The following is a 15,807-nucleotide window of genomic DNA, read 5'->3' as shown; positions in this document are numbered from 1 at the left end:
AATTCCTTACGGGATTTCTCCCTCGGTTTCGTCATGGGGGCTCCTTTCTGCTCATGGGCAAAAGAAAAGAGCTGCCATTTTCTATGCAAAAATAGCGTTCCTCTCCAAAAAGGCTATTAAACTTTTTGTGGTTGTGTGTCTGGCTCGGTAATAACTGTGTATTATTTTTTGCTTTTGAACTTGATATATGTTCCTATTCCAAAGAGTGCAATACCCAGAATAATAAGGGCAATAGAAACAGTAAAGAAGTCCATAGCACCATAGCCTTTGAGCAAGCCAATAATCCCTACCGTTCCATTTAATGTAACATCATTTAGTGTAGCCAGCGTCATTAGAACAACAGAGAAAAATACGCCTATCAGCGAGATGAATACGCCCATCATCATTATTCCAGACATTTTAGCACCCCCTCGTTGAGAATTTTCTAAAAGGCTATTTATTATTTGAAATTGTATTGCTTGATTAACGGCGTTTGTATTTTCCAACGGGACTTTGCTTCCAAGTAAAGTTTCCACAGACACTTCTAAAACTTGCGATAATTTTATAAGCATATCTCCATCTGGAATTGATAGTCCCTTTTCCCATTTCGAGATAGTCTGGCGCACAACATTTAATTTCTCTGCGAGAGCCTCTTGGGAAAGCCCCTTTTCTTTTCGTGCTTTTTTCAAATTATCTCCAAACATATAGTTCAGCTCCTCTCTAAGTTATTTTTATTATACTCAAAATATCCCGCAGCCACAAGCAACCAAAAGCAACGCAAATTAACATTTGGTTCCGTATGCACTATTGGTCATGCTTAAAAAACAGGTCTATAATTTTTTCATCGTCTATTCGACAACCAGCTTTGAAGCGTGCAAAACTTTAGGACAAAATGTCCCGAAGTTTATACCCGTATCATCCGGACTTCCTTCCCCAGCGTATGAGCATAGCGCATGGTGAAAAGCGTCCCGCCACGATCTCGCCCATCATAAACAGCGATCACCCGCTGGGACTCCCCAGCCATATAACGGTTTCGCTGCATGAAGCATGAGTGCTCATATTCCTTGCATACGATCTTGACCCCGTTGCAGGCCCGCAGCAGCTCATGGAATTGTTGATTTTTCGTTTTTATGCGGCCCGCATAGGGAATAGCTGCCTCCAAAAACAGCTCGGGATGGTGTTCCATTTCCTCGGCTACAATGGCCGCAAACATGAGGTCAGTTCCCTCTGCAAAGCCAGAAATAAAACGGGTATATCCATCCTCAATCGCCGCCCGCACTTCCCGCCGGAGCTCTTGCTCTACATAGGCAATTCGTTCAGCCGGAATATCCCGATGCCCCGTAACGCAGCAAGTCTTTTTGTCCATTATAGTCCTCTCCTTTTCGCAATATTTGAGCCTGTGTATATTCAAAAGATAAAGGATTTAATATCGTATGTCAGGGAATACACAGGACAGAATATCGTATTTAAGAGGGGTGTACGATATAGAATAATGCGAGAAGGGAGGGTTGTTCCCGTGTACGAGGAATTTACTCAAAACCGTATCGCACAGTTGCGGATGCAAAAGAATGTTTCGGCCCGTGATATGTCGCTGTCGCTGGGCCAGAACAACAGCTATGTCAATCAGATCGAGAACAAGAAAGCCCTGCCATCTTTGCAAGGTCTGTTCTATATCTGCGAATACTTTGGTATTACACCGCAGCAGTTTTTTGATGATGGCAACGCCTATCCTGCCCAGATTGCCGATCTGGTAGAGGATATGAAGAAGCTGGATGCTGCTTCATTGGAGCATTTAGCAGCGATTGTAAAAGAAATGGTAGGCAACAAATAACCTCATGTGCGATGCAAGAGAACAGGGACAAGACAGAGATCAGCGGATCTTCGCCTTGTCCCTATTCTTTTGGTTACTTCGGGACAATTTGTCCCAAAGAAAAAAGCCGGGGAGCAGCACAAGGCCACTCCCCGACAGGTCAGAGCTCCACCACCGCCGACAGCTTTTTCAGCAGATCGGACAGCGGCCCCCAAAGGTCAGCGTAGTCCCGTTGCAGGGTCTTGATCTCGTCGGGGTAAATGCCGCCGTAGGTGTTCACATGGATCGCCACTTGGTTGAGGTTGTTGGCGCACCGCCGCTGGAGGGACACCAGCTCCCGGATGTCCGAGAGGTCAACATGGAGCACATAGCCATTCAAGGCCATTTTCCGTATATAGGCCCCCATGTTGGAAATGCCCGCCTCGGCCATGCGTTCCCCGATCAGCGCCTGCTCCTCCGGCGTCACCATGACATGAAGATGGACACAGCGGCGGCGTTTCTTTGTCACCGCTCCTCACGCTCCCGGCTCCTGTGCTTGTTGGGCGGCTCCTTCACCTTGTCCAGCTCCTTTTCCGGGGGCTGGGGCGGCAGGGCCGGAGCGTTGTTCAGCAGGCCGTCGATCATGTTGTAATTCTGCTCGGTGGACAGCTCCACGGTTTTCAGCGGGTTATCCTGTTTGTGCATAGTACCTCCTATCTCTCGTCACGGTGGGGAGCGGACTTCTTGGGGACGGTCTGGCCCCGGTGCTCCTCAGCCTGTTTTTGGGCGGTTTTCATCTGCTGGGCAATCGGCTGTTTGCCCTCCTTGTGGGCCTTGGCCGCTACTTGGCGCTCCACCCCATGAGCACGGGCGGCAAGCTGCTCCGGGGTGACATACTCTTTCGCCACATAGCTGCCGAAGTCGGGGTAAAACCATGTCAGCCGCCTTTGCTCCGGGACATGGTGGGCATCCTCCCATTTGCCCACCACCTGAGCTTGGGCGTCCATCTGCCGCCGGATGTCCAGATTTTCACGGGCGGGCCGCAGCTCATAGTCCCGCATTTCCCGATCCGTCAAGGGTTGGGCATAAGTGATCGCCCCCCACGCCTGGAACGCCTCGCCCGGCACCTGCTGGCGGGTAAAGTAAACATCCATGTGGATCGGGCGGTTGAAGTAACTCTTGGGGTAGGTGCCGATGTCGATAGGCCGCTGGGTGGAGTAGTATTTGTAGGTTTCCTTGTCCGGGGCCTGCTCCACTTCCTGCACATAATAGCGCCGCTGATAGTCCTCGGCCCGGTTATGCAGGTCACGCTCGGCCATATCCGGCTCGTTGTGGTAGTGGCCCCAAAAGTAGTCCCGGTGTCCGTCCTGCTCGTTGAATTGCCATGTCACATAGGGGTTTGGGGCCTTTGGGTTTTCCCCCAGCACAAAGCCGCATTTGTTGTCAAACAGGATGGTGCGGCGGATCACATAATCCGCATTGATCTCCACGGGCATCCTCCTTTCCGAAATGTTAGCACTATTTCCGCAAAACCGGGGCGGACGGGAAAAGGTATTGCCCCCTCCCGAACCGCCCCCGAAAAGCCTTGTGACAAGCGGGTTTTCCGGGGCCAAATGCTAACGCATCATCCCCGGTATTTCCGCATATAGCCCCGCTGCTTTTTGAGCCTTGCAGCCTTGGCGCAGCCGGGGGAGCAATACCGTGTTCGGCCATCGGGGAGAAAAGCCCTGCCGCATATCGGGCAGGGCCGTGTTTCCGGAGCGGGGCCTTCCGCAGCAAGGGATGCCTCCAGCACGGGATCATTGGGCAGCACCGCCTCCCGGAAGTAGCGGCACAGCGCCCCCGTCCAGCACTTTTCCAGCATATAGCAGGGGCAGTCCAGCGGAAGGCAGCCCATATCCCGGTCATAGTTGGCGCACAGCCTTGTCACCAGCTTGCGGATAGCCGTCTTTTCCTCACGGGTCAGCTCTCGGGCCACCGCTTCACCTCCCGCCGCCAGTGCCTTTCAGCAGCTCCCGGTAGCAGGCCACGCACCCGATCCCCCGCCAGTAGGGGCAGCCGTGGCAGCGGGAGCCCTCCGGGGCCTTGACAGGCTCGGGCCGCTCATACCGGGGAACCTGCTGCATCATCGTTTCATAGGGACTGTTGGTGAATTTCATTTGTCGCCCTCCGTTTCGTCCTCGTCCTCCTCGTCCCACGGCGGGGTATCGTCGTAGGTTTCCAGTTCGTCCTCGTAGTCCTCCTCAGTTTCAGCGTCCCGCTGCTGCTTGGGACGGTAGACCTTGAAATACCACCCGGCTCCGCCGCCCACCAGCGCCACCGCCAGAATGAGCAGGATCGTCCCGGTGTTTCCACCCGCCTGTTCGGGCTCCGGCTCGGGGGTAGGCTCCGGCTCCTCCACGGGTTCGGGCTCGGGTTCCACCCCCACGCACTCGGTCATATTAGTGGAGCAGACCGGGCAATCCATATTGATTGCCCCCGCCACGCACTTTTCCACACAGGTACACTCGGGCAGTTCCGTCCCGGACGCCTCCAGAGCGGCCAGCAGATCGGCCTCGTCCACCACGCTGAAAAAGTAGGTTTCATATTGTTCAGCGTCCTCGTCGGTGGGCTTGTCGTAGTCAATGACGATGTAAAAGGTGCTGCCGCCGCTGGTCTGGACGGTGATAAACTGCTTGTTGGTGTGCTCGTCGTAGAGCAGATCCCGGGTCACAAGGCTACCCTCCTCGGTGAAGCCCTCTCCCGGCTCAATGGTGGGCTCGGGGGTGGCGGTTTCCTCCGCAGGGTCAAGGCCCTCCCATTCGGGGCCGCCCCCGGCGTAGGCCGTAACGGAGAAGCCACACAGGAACACGGCAACGCACAGCGTTACCATCAAAACACGCAGTTTTTTCATTCAGACACCTCCTCGGACTTCGGGACATTTTGTCCCAAGGTGGCCCCGGCCCGGATCTGCTGGAGCACCACGGGCAGTTCGGCAAGTGGGATGCTCATACCCCGCACGATGTCCACGATCTCGCTGTTTTCCGCCTCCACCTTTTTCTGTTCCAGCTCCTTCAGCCGGGTCTGCTGTTCGGTGATTTTGGCCTTGACCTTTTCAATCTCGGCCTCGATCTTTGCGCTTTTGGAAATTGCCATGAAAGCCTCCTTTACGGTAATGTTTTTGTCAACCGCTATGCGGTTGACCGATGCGGCAACGCCGCATCATTTCATCGGGAATGAAATCAAAACATTGCCACAATGTATGCCCGCATGGGGTCTCCCCCATGCGGCGGCGTGTCCTGGACACGCCATGCCAAAGCATTTGCTTTGGCATACAGACATTACGTTAAACGCCCGTAGGCGTAGAAATGAGATTGCCAATAGCTGCTGTTGAGGTTGGCGTAACTGATGGGATCTCCGCAATGGAGCATCCAGCCATCCCCCACATACAGCCCACAATGGCTTACCCCCGGCGTATCGTAGGTGCCAACAAAAAACACCAGATCGCCCGGCTGGGGTGAGCTGGTGGGGGTACAGTAGTTGTATAGGCCCTGGGCCCCCAGCCGCCCCACATCCCAGCCGCATTGATTGAGCACCCATGAGAGGTAGCCGGAGCAGTCAAAGGAAGTGGACGGGCTGGAGCCGCCCCAGACATACGGATAGCCGATGTACTTCTCCGCCTCGGTGAGCAGGGCGGAAAAGGTTTCGTCCGTCAGATATTCCTCGGGGACTTCATGCTCCACGGGATCGCCCGTGTACTTGCCCACATAGTCGGAGCCGGGGAACAGATCGGGACGGTTGCCCAGCGTCGCCATGTAGAGGGCATACCGGGAGAGCTGTTCCTCGCCCATGATGTAGACAGGCAGGTGGGAAAGGTTTTCGCTTTCCAGCGTGACATAGCAGATATACCATGTGTAGGGATCGCCCTCTGCGTCATACCGGGTTTCCGTTACCACCGTTTCCGTGAGCGTGTACTGGCGGCCAAAGAGCATTTGCAGGGTGTCCTGCACCTCGGCCAGCGTCCATTCTCCCTCGTGCCATGCGCTGATGATGGACAGCAGCACATAGGGATCATGTTCTATTTCATCGAGGTCGAAATGGTATTCGTCGTAGCTGTGGGTGCTGGTGTAGGTGTCCAGATAGTTTTGCAGATCGGCCTCCATGCCGGAATAGGCAGCCTCGGCCCCCAGCAGGTCAGCGTCCTCGGCGGGATAGGTGGATGCCCCCACAGCCCCTGCCGTACCGTTGCCCAGCGTCGCCAGCGAGGACATACAGGACTGCATCATCACCAGCAGCAGGAACACCGCTACAAACAGCAGCGCCCCCACGGGATGCCGCTTGACGAAGCCCACGGCCCGGGCCGCCAGCTTTTCTGTGGTGACTGCCGTTTTTTCAGCGGTCTTGGCTCCTTGTTTTGCGGCCTCCCGTGCTTGCTTGGCATATTGCCGCTTGATTTTCTGCTTTTGGATCAGCCGGGACAGGGCGTTGCCCCGCATTTCCGGGTGCTCCTGGGCGGCCATGCGGTAGTGATAGTCCAACCTGGCCTTGATGTGCCTGGACTCGGCCTTGCGGACAGCCTTGGCCGGGTGCTCCCGGATTTTCTTTTGCACAAACCGCTTGCCGTGGCGCAGGGCGGACTCGCCCACCAGCTCGGAGCGGTGAGCGCCCTCGGTGCCCACATTTTCCTGCTCCACCTCAAACAGCTTGCCATGCACATACCCGTGAACGCCGCCGCCCACCGTCCCGGCCACCCGGCGAACCGGGCCGGGCGGCTTGGGCGGCTTCTGTTTCGCCAGCTTCTCCTTGGCCTTCTCCAGCTTTTCACCCCGCTTTTCCATGCGGAGCTTGCTGGCGGCGGTCTGCTCCTGCTGGCTCTTGTGCCGAAACTTGGACTTGGGGGACTTCGGGACATTTTGTCCCGAAGTGGCCCCGGCCTTATTCGTCTTTTCGTTCATGGGCCATATCCTCCGGACGGGTGGTCAGCAGGTTATAAATCTCTCCCTTGGGGAACCGATCCACAAACGGGATGGTCACATTTCCATAGAACAGCAGCCCCTCGCCGGAATTGGAGTGAGTAATGTAGGACAGCTGATGCTCGGAAATGCCCAGCTGCTTGGCGAGGATCGCCCGGTCACTTTGGGCCTGGGACAACAGGATCAGAAAATCCGTGTTGTCCAGAATGTTGGAGATGGCCGGGCTTGCCAGCAGGTCTTTCACATTTTGGGTGAGGGCGCTGGGAACGCAGCCCTTTTTACGGAGCATCTTCCAAACAGCTACAAAGTAGCTGGCGGTGAGCTCGTCCCGCAGCAGGATATGGAACTCATCAAAGTAGCACCATGTAGCGATCCCGGCCTTGTGGTTGGCGTTCACCGCCGCCGTAACAAACTCGTTAGTGGTGTGCATGGCGATCTTGCGGAGATTTTCGCCCAGCCCTTTGAGGACGATGCACACCACCCGGGAATTGAGATTGACATTGGTGGGGTGGTTGAACAGGTTGAGGGAGCCGGTGCAGTAGAGCTCCAGCGCCGTTGCCACACGGCGGGCCTCCGGCTCCGGCTGCTTCAAAAGCTCCTCGTACAAATCCTGCAACAGCGGCGTTTTGGCCGTTTCCAGACCCAGCGCCATTTCCCGGTACACCAGCCGCACACAGCGGTCAATCACGGTTTTCTCAATGGGCTGCAAGCCCTCCCGTCCGCCCACGATCAGCTCGCACAGGGACAACAAAAAATCCGCCTTCATGGAAAGTGGACTTTCATCGTCGTTAGCGTTCATCTGCAAATCCATAGGCGAAATGTGGTGGGGGCTGTCCGGGGCAATCTCAATGACCTGCCCGCCCAGCCGCTGCACCAGCGGGGCGTATTCGCCCATCGGATCTACCACGATGATCCGGTCATTGGTAGCAAGGAACACATTGATCAGCTCCCGCTTGGCGGCAAAGCTCTTGCCGGAGCCCGTGGAGCCGAGGTACATCCCGTTGGCTGATTTCAGCTTTTTGCGGTCAGCCATGATAACATTGTGGGAAAGGGCGTTCATGCCGTAGTAGAGCGCCTGACCGCCCATGCGGAGCTCCCGGGTCATAAAGGGAATGAAGATAGCCGTGGAGCTGGTGGTCATGCCCCGCTGGATCTCGATACCGTTGTACCCCAGCACCAGCGAGGACACGAAGCCCTGCTCCTGCTGCCAGTCCAGCCGATTCAAGGCGCAGTTGTATTTCTGTGCGATGCCGCCCACGGTGAACACATCATTTTCCAGCCGCTGCCGGGTGGGTGCGATGTTCACCACGGTAAAGGTCAGCAGGAACATTCGCTCGTTGCGGGATTGGAGATCGGCCAGCAGCTCGGCGGCGTCCTTGGAAAAGGTAATGAGATCGGGGGGCAAAATCTCCATATCGTACCCGGCCCGCACCGCCTTTTTCTGTTCCTCGGCCTTCATGCGGCCAATGTCGGAGATTTTTCCCTTGATGGTCTTGATGGCTTTGAGCTGATCCACCGTCTGAATATGGAGCGTGACGGTGAGCTCGGCGTCCAGCTCCAAGATTTCCGCCAGCAACTTGTCCGAGAGCTCCGACGCCAAAATCTGCAAGTAGGACGCAGCGCCCCACGACTGGCCCACCCGGAAAGTCCGGGATTGCCGGAAGTCGAAGCTGTCCGGGGCGATATAGTCCTTTGTCCCCATGCCGTGCTGGGGAATGTCCTTCCATGAAAAGCGGAACGGCTCCCGGCTCCCCGGGTGCATCTGGCCGTGGAGCACCGCCAGACGGTCACGGCCATCCAAGGGCTGGGACTGCACCCCCAGCCGTTTGAGGTTGCCCATGACATCCGCCTCCACACGGCCCAGACGGGGCCGGGCCTCGGCCACGCTGCCAGCGGGCAGCCCAAAGGTGATGTACTTGGTGCGCTCAATGCCGTTGTTGCTCTTGGCGATCTGGCCTTTGAGCATCTCCACATATTCATGCCGGATGCTGTTGAACTCGTCCTCCTGTTCCGGGATGTTCACCTTGTAGCGGTTGGCGCTGCGGGAACGGCGGTTGACAAAGGAGAGCTGAAAGGGCAAGGAACTGTCGAAGTAGTTGAGAAACGAGCTCCACCCACCGAAGATGGCGGTCTGATCCTCGGTGGACGCCACGGCGTAGTTGATGTCCTCATATTCCACGGTTTTGGTGTAGAGCCCGCCGGGGAGCTGACAGATCCCGTCCGGGTGCATCGCCACATAGGGGATGGTCTGCTGGGCGGAAACCACCGCTCGGCGCTCATTTCTTTTTGCGTTTGGCTTCTTTTTGGCTGCGTTCAATAGACTCCTCCTTTCCCGTGAATGGAGCATAGATATTTTGCGTCCGATAGGGCCGGATGCCGGGACGCAGGAACTTGGTGTTGATCATGTTCCGCAGCACCTTTTCAAAGGGCAGCCCGTCCTTTTCGTACATCGCCATGAGAAAGGCCGGGAGCATGATCCCCAGCATGACGAACAGCGCCCCGGTGTTGCCGATGGCCCCACGGGTCAGCAGATAGGTGGGAATCCCGATGGCCGCCCCGATCCCGAAGCAGATCAGCTGCCGCTTGGTGAGGTTAAAGGCAATCTTGGTTTTGATTTTGGACAGGTCATTGGGGACATTCACATAGGGCATAGGTCAGCCTCCTTTCTTGCTCACCTTGGGACAATTTGTCCCGAAGTCCCGGAGCGTGGACTGTACCTCGTTGCCCCACACATCCCAGCCGGGCGGGGTCTGCCGGGCGAACAGCTCCACACGGGGCAGCTCGCCCATGAGGGCCACAATCTTGTCCCGGGCCTCGTCCGGCTTTTTGCTGTGGGCCTCGATGGGCGAAATGATAAACTGGTGGATGTTGGCCGCCTGCCGCTTGGGGTGGCCCCGTGTCGCCAGCAGGCACACCTCCGCATTGGCCCGTGTCCAGAAGCCCAGTCCATAAAACCAGCTATCCGCCTTGCGGTTTTTCTTGAGCCAGACGAAAGCCACGCTTTTGTAGGTGAAGCCCCATTCCCGGATCAGCCGCAGGGCCTCCGGGAGCTGGGGAAAGGTGGCCCACAGGAATAGTGCGCTGTCCGGGGCCGCAAGATCGGCCACAGGCAGCGCACAAAGCTCGTCAATTCTCATGGTGGGGTAATGATGCTCCGCCGCCCCCTGCAAGCCCTTTTGGGAGTAGCGCCACGGGGGATCGGCGTAGATGATGGAATATGCTCCGATAATTACACTCCTTTCCCGCCACGCTCCACGGCCAGCCGTGCCTGCTCAATGCGCTGGACGGCGGGGCCGTAGATGGCCGGGGCGTTTTCAAAACAGATGAAGCGGCGGCCCGTATTGAGGGCCGCCACCGCCGTTGTGCCGGAGCCAGCGCAAATATCCGCTACCACCGCTCCTTCGTCGGTGTAGGTCTTTATGAAGTATTCGCACAGCTCCACAGGCTTTTGTGTCGGGTGGATGCCGCCCATCACCGTAGGGACAAACAGCACATTTCCCGGATAGCGCCGCCCATCGCTGGACTTCGTACCAACACGCTCAAATGCTCCATAGTTAGTGCTGGAGCCGCTGCGGGAATATACCCGGTGATATGGCTCCCCATAGGTGAATTGCGGATGATAGACCGGGGACTTCTGGTAGAACACCAGAATGTTCTCTGACTTTTTCAACGGAGCTCGGTTGGCGTTGAGAAAACCCGTCCCCCGTTCCTTGTACCATACCCACTCATAGCGGAGCATGGACAGGTTGGACGCCCCCAGCACCTTGTCATAGGGGCATTGGGCGAAGAACAGCACCGCCCCGTTGGGCTTGACCGCCCATTTCACCGCCTCCCACAGCTCGGGGAGCGGCAGCGGCACATCCCAGTAATTCCGGGTGGTGCCGTAGGGCGGATCGGTGAGCAGCATATCAACCGAGTGCTGGGGCAGGGACAGCAGCCCCTTGATCCCGTCCATGAGGTACAGGCCCTCCGCCATGTTTGGGACATTTTGTCCCAAAGTCCGGTTATCGGTCATGCCTGGACTCCTTCGCCGCTACCTTGGCGGGGCGGGCGGCGTTGTCCCGGGCGGCCTGTGTGCGGCCCTCGGCCAGCCGCTGGGCAATCGACCTTGCGTCGCTCTCGCCGCCCAGCAGCTCCCGCTTTTGCAGCACCTCCTCCGTTTCCGCCATGAAGCGGTACACATCCGCCTCGGAAAATTCCTCCGGGGCTTTTCCATTCCACAGGGCCGTTCCGTCCGGCCCGTATCTTCTTGGCATACAACACCCCTTTCTTAATGAGCACTAAAGATGCTCCGGGCAATCGTCCCTGTTTTGAACAGGCAAAAGCACAGCAGCACCGTGTACCCCACGCTGCTCCAAATGGCTCCGATGGGATCGCCACCCGTGCTCTGGCTGTGCCGGTACTACTTGTATCTGCGGATAGTTAAATAGTTGTGCCGCTTCCATTGGTATTCCTGTCCGGCGCGTTCCGGCGGTTCTCCCTGCGAAAATCGGCTTGAGTCGCCCGATCTATCATTCTTGGGTGTAGTACATGGTCGATACCTCTCTTTCTCTGGTTGATTTGTTCATAGTTTTCCAGTATAATAAGAGCAAAAAATCGGAAGTTATGGAGGTACTCGCTCATGAAATGGTATAATGACATGACTGAACAAGAAAAACAAAGTTTTCAAAAGGTAATTGTTGTATGTGCAGTAGGTGCGATTTTGATTCTCATTGTTCCTATGGTTTTTCATGCTATTTTCTAAATAAGAGATAACTTCCGATTTATCAAACAGTATAAAGGACGGGTAACTTGCCCGTCCTTTTCTTTATCGCTCCTATTCGTGCTGCTTGGTATGGGTCTGTGTCTGTTCCAGCTGGTCGGCGTGGGTGCCGTTCAGTTTGGCATATTTTACATCCCGCTGTGTTGAGGTCAGCATATCACTCGTTCCATCCTGCTTTCTTAATGAGCACTAAAGATGCTCCGGGCAATCGTCCCCGTTTTGAACAAACAGAAGCACAAAAGCACCGTGTACCCCACACAGCCCCAAATGGCCCCGATGGGGTCGCCGCCCGTGGCGATCCCTTGAATGAGCACCGCATAGATGGCGACGCACACAAGGATCAGCATCCCTTGGAATCCCACGGCAAACAGGGACTTCAAATAATTTTGCCCCATGCTGCCCAGCTCCCGGTTGGAGAGGGTCGCCACGGGCAGCGGGGCCAGACTTGTGAGCAGGTAAATCTCAATCATGCGCCCGTAGACGATGACGAAAATCACGATGTTCAGCGCCCACATGGTTACATGAATGAGGAACGATTGGAGCCACAGCCCCAACAGAGCGCCAAGGCTCATGGTTTCCAGACTTGCCTCCAGCGTATCGATCATGGAGGAAGAAATGTCCGTTGAGCCCTGCACAATCCCGGCTGCGCTGGCAATCACGCTTTGGGACACATCAAACACCGCCATGACGATATTGAATGTGTTGGACAGAATGAGGATGGCCGCAGCCGTTTTGAAAATCCACTTGAAGAAAATCCAATAGTCCAGATCGTGCAGGTTGTTTTTTTCGATGATGAGCTGGATCAGCTCATAGGTGGCAACAAAGGTCAAGACCAGACCGGCAATCGGCAGTATCACCGTTTCAGAAAGCTGCCGTATGAGGGAAAAGACCCCGGCGTTCCACGCCGCCGGGGTCGTCCCCACTTGCACCGCAATCTCTCCGACACGGGTATTGACCGTATCAAAAAGCCCCGTGAGGTTGCCTATGATCCCCTCAATCAGAAGCCCTTTTAACCAGTCTGTCAGCCAGTCGGTGAGAAATCCCATAAGCTATCGCCCTTAAAACAGGCCAGACAGCAGGGGGATCAGGGTGGTGCCCAGCACGATGATGCCGCCACCCGCCATGAGCTGCTTCATGCCCTGGCTCTTTGCTTATGTGTGATAAAGAAGCAATAGAAGTGCAAAAAATTTTGCCGTTCCTATCCGACACTTGGCCATTGTGTCGGATAGGTCGGGCGGTTATTCGGGCAAGTCAATCTTGCCGACAAAGCTGTAATAAATCTCAATGTCCTGCCTGCGGGTGCCGTTCTCATCATAGCTGCACTCATGCACCACAATTTTCTCGATCATTTCCCGCAAGAGAGTGGGGGTCAGTTCTTCAAAGGCAAGGTGCTTGCGGACAATGCCCATAAATTTCTCGGCGTTGACGGTAGCTGCCTGTGACTTGTCCAGTTCGGCTTGCAGGGCGGCGGCTCTCTTTTTCAGCTCCGCTTGCTCGGCTTCGTAGTCAGCCGACAGTTCCATGAAACGCTCATCGCTGATTTTGCCGTTTACATTGTCCTCATACAGCCGCTTGATAATGCGGCTGATTTCAGAAATGCGTTCCTGCGCCTGTTCAAGCTGCTTGATGGCTGCGGCGGTCTTTCGCTTGCCGCCGATCTCGTTCTGCTGGACAAGTAGTTTCACAAACCGGCTCTCATGCTTGGCTGCGTATTCGGTCACTTGCCGGAGATTTGCCAGGACACCAGCGGTCAACAGATCGGTGCGGATAAAGTGCGCCGTACAGTTGCGGGTGCGCTTCTTGTAGCTGCCGCAGATGTAGCAGTCCTGTTTGCGGTCTTTGTTCTGATACCGCTGCTGATACAGCACATGGCCGCAGTCGGCGCAGAACAAAATCCCGGAGAACAGCCCCACTTCATCGTAGCGGTTCGGGCGTTTGCGCTGTTTGCGTAACTCCTGCACCCGTTCCCATGTTTCCTTGTCGATGATCGGCTCATGGTGGTTCTCGAAAATGGCCTGCTTCTCGACGGGGTTCTCTATGCTGTGCTTGACCTTATAAGAAGGCTTTTCCGTTTTGAAGTTCACCAGACATCCGGTGTACTCTCGGTTTTCGAGGATATGAACGACGGTGTTGGTCGCCCATTTGCACTCATAGCCTGGGTGATAACGGCGGGTGCTGCCTGTCCGCTGATATTCCAGCGTCCCCGGCGTGGGGATTTGCTGCTCCGTCAGCATACGGGCAATCTTGGTCGGGCCGTTCCCGGCAAGGCAAAGCTGGTAAATCTGCTGCACCACCGGGGCGGCTTCCTCGTCTATAATAAAATTCTCGTCCTCGTCCATCACATAGCCGTAAACCGGCTTGCTGGTAACAGGCTTGCCGCTCATGCCTTTTGACTTTTTCACTGCCTTGATTTTCTTGCTCGTATCTCTCACCAGCCATTCATTGAACAGATTTCGCAGCGGGGTAAAATCGTTGTCCATGCCCTCGCTGGCACTGTCCACATTATCGTTGACAGCGATAAAACGCACACCCTTTTGAGGGAACAGCATTTCCGTGTAAAACCCTACCTGCAAGTAGTTTCGCCCTAACCGGCTCATGTCCTTGACGATGACCGTACCCACTTTCCCGGCTTCAATGTCCGCAAGCATGGCTTGAAATCCGGGCCGCTGGAAGTTCGCGCCGGAAAAACCGTCGTCGGTGTACCAGCGCAGATTGGTAAAGCCGTTCTGTTTTGCGTAGGTTTCGAGTATCCTTTTTTGGTTCGATATGGAATTACTCTCGCCTTGCAATTCATCCTCGTGGGACAATCTCGGATAAAGGGCGGTAATGAGGTTTTGGGTGGCTTGTCTTAACATAAAATCCTCCGTTTCCGACAGCCAGCCCCACTATTCCGTGGTTTCATTGTACCACGGAACGGCGGGGGCTGTACAGCGGCAAAAGCGTTAAATTTGCTTCTTTACAGCTTTTCAATTTTCCGATTTTTATGGTATGGGTTGTCGTCCCATATTTGCAGTAGAAAAGTTCATAACTCCGTGGTATACTCTGATTTAACAAAAAAATCAGAAGTTAAAGGAGAAAACATGAAGTATACAATAGATGAATTAACCGCGGCCAAAAGGCAAATTGATTCAACTCTGCACAAGCTAAGAGAAACAGTAAAAACATTTGAATCAAAGGATAATTCCGAGCGTTATAAATCACAAATCACATTGGCAAAGAGAAGAATAAAAGCCTTTGAAATTGCAAATTATTTTATAGAGAATGAGATTAAGAATTGCTAAAGCACTTCCGATTTTCGTTCCAGCGGTCATGCTCCCTGGCATGGCCGCTTTTCCATGCCCCGGTTCACGCCGGATAAGTCGGCTCCTGTGTAGCAGCGGCTTCCGCTTCCAGTACCCGCGCCATTTTGTCGGCGGCTGTGGTTGTGGTGTCTTTCTTGAAATAGCCGGACACGACAAGGACGGAATTGCCCATGCGGATTTCCGTCACACAGTCAGGGCGGCGGGTGGTGCGGGTGTCGTGCTGCTTGTTATCTGCCATAGGCAATACTCCTTTCAGTCGGTAATCAGTTTCTTCATGCTCTCCATTTTCCGCTTGGCGGTTTCCTGCCGGAAGTTGTCGCCGGTAAAGCGTACCGGGACGCACATGGAAAGCAGGCGGTCATAAATCCGGGAATGGGCGGTGTCCTCCGGGTTGTGCAGGTCGTCCAGCGTAAGGTTGGTCGTGACGATCAGCGGCTTGCCGCTGCGGTAACGGCTGTCAATCACATTGAACACCTGTTCCAGCCCGTATTCCGTCCCGCGTTCCATGCCGAAGTCGTCAAGGATCAGCAGCGGATAACGACAAAGGCGGGAAATGTACTCGTTGCGCCCCTCAAAGCTGGCGGCAAGGTCATTGAGGATAAGAGCAAAGTTCGTCATGCGGACGGGGATTTCTTTCTCCATGAGGGCGTTTGCGATACAGCCTGCAAGGTAGCTTTTGCCGGTGCCTACGCCGCCCCAGAACAGGCAGCCGATATTGTCTGTCCGCATATCTTCCCAATGCTCCACATACCGGCGGGCAAGCCCGGTCTGCGGGTTCCTGCCGTTGTCGTTCTCGAAAGTCCAGTCCCGCATGGTGGGGTCGGTAAAGCCCCGGCGTTTCAGTTCTTCCACGGTGTCAAGGTGTCTGCGCCGCTTTTCGGCGGCTTCCCGTTCCTCGCGGGCGGTTCTCTGGCAGTCGCACTCTGCCGGGTGGCGGTCGCGCCCGAAGATAGCGGCCTTATCCGGCGCAAAATAGGCTTCTTTCGGCTTGCGGCACTTGCCGCAGTACAGTAAACCGTCCTC

General features: G+C 55.5%; 22 protein-coding genes and 1 pseudogene. 3 read left to right on the top strand and 20 right to left on the bottom strand.

All coding sequences use genetic code 11. The features are described from left to right. Positions 1-161 precede the first annotated feature (161 nt). Positions 162-683, bottom strand: a complete 522-nt coding sequence (locus I2G69_RS12520) for a helix-turn-helix domain-containing protein (RefSeq protein WP_195560860.1) — start codon at positions 681-683, stop codon at positions 162-164. 200 nt (positions 684-883) lie between these two features. Next, a complete protein-coding gene (locus I2G69_RS12515) occupies positions 884-1,345 on the bottom strand; it encodes an SLOG family protein (RefSeq protein WP_195560859.1) in 462 nt (153 codons plus the stop codon). A 150-nt stretch (positions 1,346-1,495) separates the two neighbouring features. Here I2G69_RS12515 and I2G69_RS12510 point away from each other — a divergent pair, with 150 nt between their 5' ends. Next, positions 1,496-1,810, top strand: a complete 315-nt coding sequence (locus I2G69_RS12510) for a helix-turn-helix domain-containing protein (protein ID WP_195560858.1) — start codon at positions 1,496-1,498, stop codon at positions 1,808-1,810. A gap of 139 nt (positions 1,811-1,949) precedes the next feature. Here I2G69_RS12510 and I2G69_RS12505 read toward each other — a convergent pair whose 3' ends face one another. The 13 genes from I2G69_RS12505 to I2G69_RS12445 form a co-directional block, all read right to left on the bottom strand. Then, positions 1,950-2,297 carry a plasmid mobilization protein gene (locus tag I2G69_RS12505; RefSeq protein ID WP_195560857.1) on the bottom strand — a complete coding sequence of 116 codons (348 nt, stop codon included), beginning with the start codon at positions 2,295-2,297 and terminating at the stop codon, positions 1,950-1,952. Beyond that, positions 2,294-2,473 (bottom strand): DUF4316 domain-containing protein, encoded by a 180-nt coding sequence (locus tag I2G69_RS12500; RefSeq protein WP_195560856.1) that lies wholly within the window; start codon positions 2,471-2,473, stop codon positions 2,294-2,296. Before I2G69_RS12500 ends, I2G69_RS12505 begins: the two co-directional genes overlap by 4 nt. An 8-nt stretch (positions 2,474-2,481) precedes the next feature. Further along, positions 2,482-3,258 (bottom strand): hypothetical protein, encoded by a 777-nt coding sequence (locus I2G69_RS12495; RefSeq protein ID WP_442858898.1) that lies wholly within the window; start codon positions 3,256-3,258, stop codon positions 2,482-2,484. 134 nt (positions 3,259-3,392) lie between these two features. Continuing rightward, the gene (locus I2G69_RS12490; RefSeq protein WP_195560855.1) at positions 3,393-3,746 is read right to left on the bottom strand and encodes a cysteine-rich VLP domain-containing protein; all 354 of its coding nucleotides are present in this window, start codon (positions 3,744-3,746) and stop codon (positions 3,393-3,395) included. 4 nt (positions 3,747-3,750) lie between these two features. Next, positions 3,751-3,927 carry a hypothetical protein gene (locus I2G69_RS12485; protein WP_195560854.1) on the bottom strand — a complete coding sequence of 59 codons (177 nt, stop codon included), beginning with the start codon at positions 3,925-3,927 and terminating at the stop codon, positions 3,751-3,753. Then, positions 3,924-4,661, bottom strand: coding sequence for a DUF4366 domain-containing protein (locus I2G69_RS12480; RefSeq protein WP_195560853.1), 738 nt, complete (start codon positions 4,659-4,661; stop codon positions 3,924-3,926). The genes I2G69_RS12485 and I2G69_RS12480 overlap by 4 nt, the downstream gene beginning before the upstream one ends. Continuing rightward, a complete protein-coding gene (locus I2G69_RS12475) occupies positions 4,658-4,903 on the bottom strand; it encodes a DUF4315 family protein (RefSeq protein ID WP_195560852.1) in 246 nt (81 codons plus the stop codon). The genes I2G69_RS12480 and I2G69_RS12475 overlap by 4 nt, the downstream gene beginning before the upstream one ends. Before the next feature lie 185 nt (positions 4,904-5,088). Continuing rightward, on the bottom strand, positions 5,089-6,702 hold the full coding sequence (locus I2G69_RS12470; protein ID WP_195560851.1) for a C40 family peptidase: 1,614 nt from the start codon (positions 6,700-6,702) through the stop codon (positions 5,089-5,091). Continuing rightward, complete coding sequence (locus I2G69_RS12465) at positions 6,683-9,067, bottom strand: VirB4-like conjugal transfer ATPase, CD1110 family (RefSeq protein WP_442858897.1); 2,385 nt, start codon at positions 9,065-9,067, stop codon at positions 6,683-6,685. Before I2G69_RS12465 ends, I2G69_RS12470 begins: the two co-directional genes overlap by 20 nt. Further along, entirely contained in the window at positions 8,997-9,371 is a 375-nt protein-coding gene (locus I2G69_RS12460) for a PrgI family protein (RefSeq protein WP_195560850.1), read from the bottom strand. The genes I2G69_RS12465 and I2G69_RS12460 overlap by 71 nt, the downstream gene beginning before the upstream one ends. A 3-nt stretch (positions 9,372-9,374) precedes the next feature. Next, on the bottom strand, positions 9,375-9,932 hold the full coding sequence (locus tag I2G69_RS12455; RefSeq protein WP_195560875.1) for an MT-A70 family methyltransferase: 558 nt from the start codon (positions 9,930-9,932) through the stop codon (positions 9,375-9,377). Positions 9,933-9,949: 17 nt separating this feature from the next. Then, positions 9,950-10,735 carry a DNA-methyltransferase gene (locus I2G69_RS12450; protein WP_195560849.1) on the bottom strand — a complete coding sequence of 262 codons (786 nt, stop codon included), beginning with the start codon at positions 10,733-10,735 and terminating at the stop codon, positions 9,950-9,952. Further along, positions 10,725-10,976 carry a hypothetical protein gene (locus I2G69_RS12445; protein WP_195560848.1) on the bottom strand — a complete coding sequence of 84 codons (252 nt, stop codon included), beginning with the start codon at positions 10,974-10,976 and terminating at the stop codon, positions 10,725-10,727. The genes I2G69_RS12450 and I2G69_RS12445 overlap by 11 nt, the downstream gene beginning before the upstream one ends. A gap of 365 nt (positions 10,977-11,341) precedes the next feature. Between I2G69_RS12445 and I2G69_RS14410 the strand changes: the two genes are divergently transcribed. Beyond that, positions 11,342-11,464 (top strand): hypothetical protein, encoded by a 123-nt coding sequence (locus I2G69_RS14410; protein ID WP_279323440.1) that lies wholly within the window; start codon positions 11,342-11,344, stop codon positions 11,462-11,464. Positions 11,465-11,661: 197 nt separating this feature from the next. On the opposite strand, the gene I2G69_RS12440 is transcribed toward I2G69_RS14410, so the two are convergent. From I2G69_RS12440 to I2G69_RS12430, 3 genes and pseudogenes are all read right to left on the bottom strand, one after another. Continuing rightward, positions 11,662-12,528 (bottom strand): VirB6/TrbL-like conjugal transfer protein, CD1112 family, encoded by an 867-nt coding sequence (locus tag I2G69_RS12440; protein ID WP_195560847.1) that lies wholly within the window; start codon positions 12,526-12,528, stop codon positions 11,662-11,664. Between the two features lie 12 nt (positions 12,529-12,540). Continuing rightward, positions 12,541-12,633: pseudogene (locus tag I2G69_RS14335) on the bottom strand (Maff2 family mobile element protein); the annotation flags it as partial. 87 nt (positions 12,634-12,720) lie between these two features. After that, a complete protein-coding gene (locus I2G69_RS12430; protein ID WP_002596236.1) occupies positions 12,721-14,337 on the bottom strand; it encodes a recombinase family protein in 1,617 nt (538 codons plus the stop codon). 225 nt (positions 14,338-14,562) lie between these two features. Here I2G69_RS12430 and I2G69_RS12425 point away from each other — a divergent pair, with 225 nt between their 5' ends. Then, positions 14,563-14,763: a hypothetical protein gene (locus tag I2G69_RS12425; RefSeq protein WP_002596235.1), complete on the top strand. Its 201-nt coding sequence runs from the start codon at positions 14,563-14,565 to the stop codon at positions 14,761-14,763. Between the two features lie 64 nt (positions 14,764-14,827). Here the strand turns inward: I2G69_RS12425 and I2G69_RS12420 are convergent, their stop codons facing one another. Together I2G69_RS12420 and I2G69_RS12415 are read right to left on the bottom strand one after the other, a co-directional pair. After that, complete coding sequence (locus I2G69_RS12420; RefSeq protein ID WP_002596234.1) at positions 14,828-15,022, bottom strand: transposon-encoded TnpW family protein; 195 nt, start codon at positions 15,020-15,022, stop codon at positions 14,828-14,830. Positions 15,023-15,036: 14 nt separating this feature from the next. Continuing rightward, positions 15,037-15,807, bottom strand: a 771-nt coding sequence (locus I2G69_RS12415) for an ATP-binding protein (RefSeq protein WP_195560846.1), incomplete at its 5' end; no start/stop codon positions are given.

Source organism: Anaeromassilibacillus sp. D41t1_190614_C2 (genome assembly GCF_015558525.1).
Lineage (GTDB): Bacteria > Bacillota > Clostridia > Oscillospirales > Acutalibacteraceae > Anaeromassilibacillus > Anaeromassilibacillus stercoravium.
Note: the sequence above shows the minus strand (reverse complement) of the source record. Positions and strands in the feature narration are given on the sequence as shown.

Coding starts and splice junctions, on each gene's coding strand:
- I2G69_RS12520 (WP_195560860.1), bottom strand. CDS start 683: ATGTTTGGAGATAATTTGAAAAAAGCACGAAAAGAAAAGGGGCTTTCC.
- I2G69_RS12515 (WP_195560859.1), bottom strand. CDS start 1,345: ATGGACAAAAAGACTTGCTGCGTTACGGGGCATCGGGATATTCCGGCT.
- I2G69_RS12500 (WP_195560856.1), bottom strand. CDS start 2,473: ATGCACAAACAGGATAACCCGCTGAAAACCGTGGAGCTGTCCACCGAG.
- I2G69_RS12485 (WP_195560854.1), bottom strand. CDS start 3,927: ATGAAATTCACCAACAGTCCCTATGAAACGATGATGCAGCAGGTTCCC.
- I2G69_RS12480 (WP_195560853.1), bottom strand. CDS start 4,661: ATGAAAAAACTGCGTGTTTTGATGGTAACGCTGTGCGTTGCCGTGTTC.
- I2G69_RS12475 (WP_195560852.1), bottom strand. CDS start 4,903: ATGGCAATTTCCAAAAGCGCAAAGATCGAGGCCGAGATTGAAAAGGTC.
- I2G69_RS12470 (WP_195560851.1), bottom strand. CDS start 6,702: ATGAACGAAAAGACGAATAAGGCCGGGGCCACTTCGGGACAAAATGTC.
- I2G69_RS12465 (WP_442858897.1), bottom strand. CDS start 9,067: ATGCTCCATTCACGGGAAAGGAGGAGTCTATTGAACGCAGCCAAAAAG.
- I2G69_RS12460 (WP_195560850.1), bottom strand. CDS start 9,371: ATGCCCTATGTGAATGTCCCCAATGACCTGTCCAAAATCAAAACCAAG.
- I2G69_RS12450 (WP_195560849.1), bottom strand. CDS start 10,735: ATGACCGATAACCGGACTTTGGGACAAAATGTCCCAAACATGGCGGAG.
- I2G69_RS12445 (WP_195560848.1), bottom strand. CDS start 10,976: ATGCCAAGAAGATACGGGCCGGACGGAACGGCCCTGTGGAATGGAAAA.
- I2G69_RS14410 (WP_279323440.1), top strand. CDS start 11,342: ATGAAATGGTATAATGACATGACTGAACAAGAAAAACAAAGTTTTCAA.
- I2G69_RS12440 (WP_195560847.1), bottom strand. CDS start 12,528: ATGGGATTTCTCACCGACTGGCTGACAGACTGGTTAAAAGGGCTTCTG.
- I2G69_RS12430 (WP_002596236.1), bottom strand. CDS start 14,337: ATGTTAAGACAAGCCACCCAAAACCTCATTACCGCCCTTTATCCGAGA.
- I2G69_RS12425 (WP_002596235.1), top strand. CDS start 14,563: ATGAAGTATACAATAGATGAATTAACCGCGGCCAAAAGGCAAATTGAT.
- I2G69_RS12420 (WP_002596234.1), bottom strand. CDS start 15,022: ATGGCAGATAACAAGCAGCACGACACCCGCACCACCCGCCGCCCTGAC.